General features: G+C 59.6%; 4 protein-coding genes and 2 pseudogenes. 3 read left to right on the top strand and 3 right to left on the bottom strand.

From position 1 onward, the window contains the following. Positions 1–525: 525 nt before the first annotated feature. The 3 genes and pseudogenes from EN925_RS22445 to EN925_RS40845 form a co-directional block, all read right to left on the bottom strand. Positions 526–1,584: a class I SAM-dependent methyltransferase gene (locus EN925_RS22445; RefSeq protein ID WP_024504268.1), complete on the bottom strand. Its 1,059-nt coding sequence runs from the start codon at positions 1,582–1,584 to the stop codon at positions 526–528. Positions 1,585–1,641: 57 nt separating this feature from the next. Further along, positions 1,642–1,863, bottom strand: a pseudogene (locus tag EN925_RS22450) (insulinase family protein); the annotation flags it as partial. Between the two features lie 1,053 nt (positions 1,864–2,916). Then, a complete protein-coding gene (locus EN925_RS40845) occupies positions 2,917–3,159 on the bottom strand; it encodes a hypothetical protein (RefSeq protein ID WP_224571023.1) in 243 nt (80 codons plus the stop codon). A 3-nt stretch (positions 3,160–3,162) separates the two neighbouring features. Between EN925_RS40845 and EN925_RS40850 the strand changes: the two genes are divergently transcribed. From EN925_RS40850 to EN925_RS40855, 3 genes and pseudogenes are all read left to right on the top strand, one after another. Beyond that, positions 3,163–3,462 (top strand): hypothetical protein, encoded by a 300-nt coding sequence (locus tag EN925_RS40850; protein ID WP_224571022.1) that lies wholly within the window; start codon positions 3,163–3,165, stop codon positions 3,460–3,462. A gap of 62 nt (positions 3,463–3,524) precedes the next feature. Then, complete coding sequence (locus EN925_RS41670; RefSeq protein ID WP_236473435.1) at positions 3,525–3,833, top strand: helix-turn-helix domain-containing protein; 309 nt, start codon at positions 3,525–3,527, stop codon at positions 3,831–3,833. A 1,181-nt stretch (positions 3,834–5,014) separates the two neighbouring features. Then, positions 5,015–5,209: pseudogene (locus tag EN925_RS40855) on the top strand (DUF459 domain-containing protein); the annotation flags it as partial. Between the last annotated feature and the right edge of the window lie 2 nt (positions 5,210–5,211).

A 5,211-nucleotide genomic window follows, 5' to 3' on the forward strand; every position in this document is an offset into this window, starting at 1 on the left:
CCGCCGCCGGCTACAACTTCTCCCTCCTGCTCAGGTGGCTGAAGGGGTTTTTGTCGCTCTTGATTGCCCTGCTTCAAATCCGGCCGAAGCCGGTCGCCGCTTAGGGCTCGGATTGTTCACGGTCGACTAGTGAGCACTCTCCAATATGTTAGGCTCTGTCGCAGTAGCGCAACAAGCTCAGTCTTTGGATGGGTGGTATGAGGATGAGACGACTGAATGTGTACAGGCTCAGTCTTTTTATCGAGGCTCTCGTTTTTGTCGTAAGCGCGTTCGGTGCGACGTGGCTTACCAGCTTTGTGAACGCGCCATGGTGGACATATGTGATTATAGCGGCCATCGCTATGGGCATGTTCGTCGCCGTGCGTGGGGTCCTTTCTGAGCCGCAACGTATGGGACTCTTGGCACACAACTCGGCAGCGACCTCTGCGTGAACCCAGACGCCTTGAAAATGTGCCCGATGCGTCCGGATTTTTGGCGGTGATCTTCATCAAATGCGATGAGCTGCAATTTCTGGCGACGGCCACGCTAAGGGCGGGCCTCCAGCACCATGTTGAACGGTGTCTCCGCGGCGCGACGCAATCGCTTGAAGCCGCCGCCGGTCACAACCTTGCGCAGCCTCGCCTCACCGGCCTGGGCTCCAAGCGCGAGCCCGACTTCCTGCGACACGGATGCGGGCGTGCACACGAAAGTGGAAGCGGCATAGTAAACGCGGCCGACGGGATTGAGGTTCGCCGCCAGATGATCATGCGCGAACGGCTCGACGATCATCCACGTGCCGTCCGGCTTGAGCGATCCGTGGACATGGGTGGCGGCGCCCGTCGGGTCGCCCATGTCGTGAAGGCAATCGAAGAATGTGACGAGGTCATAGGTTCCGGGATAGCTCTTGGCGGCCGCCACGTCGAACCGCGTGTTAACGCCGACGCCGGCTACCTCGGCCGCCTTGCGGGCGCGCTCAATCGAAGGGGCATGATAGTCGAAGCCGACGAAGCGCGAATTGGGGAAGGCCTGTGCCATGAGCACGGTCGATGCACCATGACCGCATCCAACATCCGCGACGTCCACGCCGCGTTCGAGCTTCTCGACGACGCCCTCCAAGGCCGGCAGCCAGGAGTCGATCAGATTGGCATTGTAGCCTGGACGGAAGAACCGTTCCGTACCGCGAAACAGACACGCGCTATGATCGTGCCACCCGACGCCCTTGCCGGACTGGAATGCCTGCCTCACCTTTTCTTCATCGAGCCACAGCGCGGACAGGAACTCGAATGCGCCTGCCATGAAGGCCGGGCTGTCTTCATCAGCGAACACCAGCTCTTGCTCGGCGTTGAGATAGAATTTGTCGCTCGCTTCATCGTAGTCGACGTAACCCGCCGCCGCCTGCCCGGAAAGCCATTCCCTTACGAGGCGTTCCTGGGTGCCGGTGCGTGTCGAAAGTTCGGCGGCCGTCATCTTGCCGCCTTCGCGCAATGCCTTGAACAGGCCGAGTCTGTCCCCCAGCAGGACTCCCGCGCCCGTTGCGATCGCACCGAGATCGCCGACCATTTTCCCCAAGAATGCGTCCAACTTTTCCTGATTCGCTTCAGACATCTGAATCTCCCTTTGGGTTCAATCTCTCCAGGCGACGGAGCCGTGCTCGTCATGAGGCGCCTTGAGCATCAGATGCTCGAAGACATGCAGATATCCCCGGCGGCTCATTCCGCGCTGCCGATCCTGCACCAGACCATATGGGTGACGACCGGCGCGGTGGTCGGGAATGACAGCCACCTCCATGCCGTTGAAAAGCAGGAAATCCGTCACTTTGCCCTCGTCGGTAACCGGCGGAGCCGGAGTGGTCGTCACCAGGGCAAGCCCTGTTGCAGCAGGTATCCTTGGGCAGCCTGTCAGAACATCGATGACTCCGGTTGTGGTGCCGGGGTGGGCGATCAGGGGCCAAGTGATTGTTCCGCGGCGGCTGTATGTTGTGGTAAGGTGATCATGCGAACTCTTGTTGGTCGGTCACGTGTTTTGCGGATGACCCGCATGTACTGTGCCAAATGAGAAAACCATTCAAACGCAATCCAGTAGATCTGACTGTATCCGACATTGTCGGAATTTGGACATCGCCGAACGCGAAGCGCTCGGGGCTTGTGACGATACTTGAGCGTGCTGCTTCGGAGGAGGGATGAGCCTCGAACCGGCCGCGAGGCCTTTTTCTGGCAACGGATATTCCGGCCGGGTTAGGCCGCGAGGAAAGCGACGGTGAATAAGAGGTAGAGGACCAACCGTTTTGAGCGGGTAGTTGCCGTGTTGCGCCCCCAGGCAAAGGCCAGCACCACGGAGCAGTATTTCTGGTGGCGATACTACAACGCCTTTTAGTGCCGGTTACCCGTTTTTACCCAGTTGGCCTGGTGCATTCAGAGCGAGCTCGTTGGAAACCGCTTATTGTGGCTATGAGCGAACTCGGGATGGAGGAGTGGACCCAAAAATTGGCAAAATGCCCCAGGGAGGATTACATGGGTCGCTCATTCCCCGTACTCGTTACAGGTGCGCGTCGCTTCGCAAACAGCTTGCTTTTGACTTGGCGTTTTTTGCCGTCTCGGCATCGCTCACTAATTCGGCCGCTGCCGACACCGTGAACTGGCGTCAATTCGAAGGGACCAGCATAACTTGGGCCTACGACATCCACCCCTATGCGGATGCTCTCGCTGCGCAATTTCCGGAGTTCGAGAAGCTGACCCGGCATCAAGGTCACGCCGGAACTCTACCCAGACGATTCTTACTGGAACAAGATGACGATCCAACTGACGACGAAGTCGCCAGCATGGGATGTGTTCGGCACTGGCATTCAGCCCGCGTAGGACCTCGCTCCGAGTGGCGCCCTGGAGCCGCTGGACAAATACCTGAGCGATTGGAAGCTTACCGATGCTGGATACGACTACATTACGTGGACATGATCAAGAAGTGCGCGGCTCCTTCCTTCGCGTCCGGCCGCAGCGCGATGACGATCGACTCAAATATGTTCGGCTTCTGGAACGATGTTGCGGGGAAGCCGGCATCCGGCAAGATCGCCTTCGCTCCGCCGCTGCACGCACCGAGCGCCACGAGCTTGGAGTCTGACATCTGGATCTGGGCTCTCGCCATGAACGCGGCTTCCGAAAAGAAGGGCACGGCCTGGCTGTTCATCCCGTGGGCCACCTCCAAGCAGGTGGCGCTCAAGGGTGCCCTTGCTGGCCAGCTCGTCAATCCGCCGCGCACGTCGACCTGGCAGACGACACCTGGACTAAGTACGCTTCGCAGCCCGAGTTCAACAACTTCGTTGACAGCTTCAAAAAGATACAGGACCAAGCCGCGCTGGCTTTCACACCGCGTGTCGGCTTCGGCGAAGCCATGAACGCATGGGCCGTGGCGATGCAGAAGATGGTAAACGGCGATGACGTCGAGACGACGTTGAGGGCGCTTGCCGAAGAAATCCGCACTGGCCTCTGATCAAAAGGAACAGGGCAGTACTATTGCACTGCCCTGTTCCCGCCAACGGCGGAGATCACGCCGTGTCACCCCAAGCACTTAAACCCAGCGTGCCGATGGCAGCCGAAGGACCTGGCGCGCGCGCCTCGTCCGGTTCGGCTTCGCTGGAGGGGCGTTCCATCGACTGTTTCAGCCTTGCAATCATCCAGGCGCTGGCCAAAAGCCAGATGGAGCGCCGGCTCAGGAACCGGCGCAAAAACTCGAGCCTGCCGGCGCTGATCGAGCTGGTGCTGGCGCGGCCGCTGGTGTCGGCAGGTCTGGTCGCGGCCGAGCTGAAAATTAGCCAGCGCGCTGCGCTCGGGCTGGTGCCGAACTCGGCATCCGTGAGGTGACCGGCAGGGGGCGCTACCGGGCGTGGGACCCCGTTTAGCTGCGGCGGGCTTTGGCGAAAGCGACAGCACTGATGATTTTTGCTGTACGCTCATTCTCCCTCATCTGCGCGTTGACAGAAAACCAGCAGGCGAGGGTCACAGCACGCTGTGCTCCCCGCGATTTCCGGAAAACCAATGAAAAACGACTTTGATCGATCGCGCGGGACGTATCATTCAACCATGTCGAGAACGGGCGTGACGGCACGTACACTATGGACCGAGAGAACTTTGTCTGGCGACTTTGCGCACGCTTGCAAAACTCTTCGGAAAACTTCCTTCTGTTGATCCAATGATCGTAATGAGCTGGAGTGGCATCGCCGCTCTCCTCGGTTCTTGCTCTCTCAGTTGAACTTGATGCTAGCCTGCACGAAAACGCCGTAGCGCTTTGCCTTCCAATCGTCGGCCTGCGGGGAACCACGACCGCCCATTGCCTCTTCGAAATGAGCGGTGCCGTTATTCGCCACGGCCGCAACACCGCCTCGAGCTGGACGCCATGCCCATCGCCGTCTTCGGGAATTAGCTTGATCTTGGGCGCATGTGGTGCTGCTCTTTGCCGTCGAGCCGCGTGAAGAGGAACGCCACGTCACCAGAAAGGCTGAGTCGCTCGGTGAGTTGCGTCTGCCCGGCCAAGCCGAGTCGCAGCGAATGCCAATCGTTGTCCTGGCTGAGAGGTTGACGTAGGTGGGACGGTTGGCACACAGGTTCCCCAGTTGGTCGCCTGCTGCGTGCAACCGAAAGCATCGTAGCTCTCGTGCCAGAAATTGTTGCCAACAAAAGCACCGATGCGGTAGCGCGGTGAGTTCAAGAAATTATATCCAAGATCGGCGGTGAAATAGCTGACGCCGCCCCCGCGCTGATCACTGAATGTGTTTGAGTAGCCCCCCATTTCCGTAAGAAGTCCTCGTCATGAGAAAATCCTCCCTGATGCCGCCCGCACCGAGGAGGCCTTTACGAAAATGCCAGTCGGATTGTGGACTCGAATGCGCGTCTAGATCGTCATAGGTGAGCCGCGAGACCAGTGACGTACCTTTATGATTGTAAAGTTCCTTCGATGCGTTGCCGGTACTGGCCAGTAACGTAGTCCACCCTCGAAGGAAAAGACTGAGGCCGCCGACCCGGCTACCGACGCCGACTCGCAATCACCGGCACTCGACGGCGGTTCGGAACTTCTCGGTGCCGCAGCGCCGGCCAAGCCGGACGGGCCCGGTGAAAAATTCGTCGTCGAGGGCAAGGCGCCCGCTGCTGCGCCCGGCCGCGCCGACGATTTTTCTTGGCCGCCAAGGCGGCAGCCTGCGGCCGGGGCCACAACCGAAACGACCACGGCGATCAGTCCGTAAGC

The sequence above is a fragment of the Mesorhizobium sp. M7A.F.Ca.US.006.04.2.1 genome, assembly GCF_004022915.1.
Taxonomy (GTDB): Bacteria; Pseudomonadota; Alphaproteobacteria; order Rhizobiales; family Rhizobiaceae; genus Mesorhizobium; species Mesorhizobium ciceri.

What these genes read in the sequence shown, in the direction of transcription:
- EN925_RS40845 (WP_224571023.1), bottom strand. Translation starts at nt 3,159, where the DNA reads ATGAACAGCCAGGCCGTGCCCTTCTTTTCGGAAGCCGCGTTCATGGCG.
- EN925_RS22445 (WP_024504268.1), bottom strand. Translation starts at nt 1,584, where the DNA reads ATGTCTGAAGCGAATCAGGAAAAGTTGGACGCATTCTTGGGGAAAATG.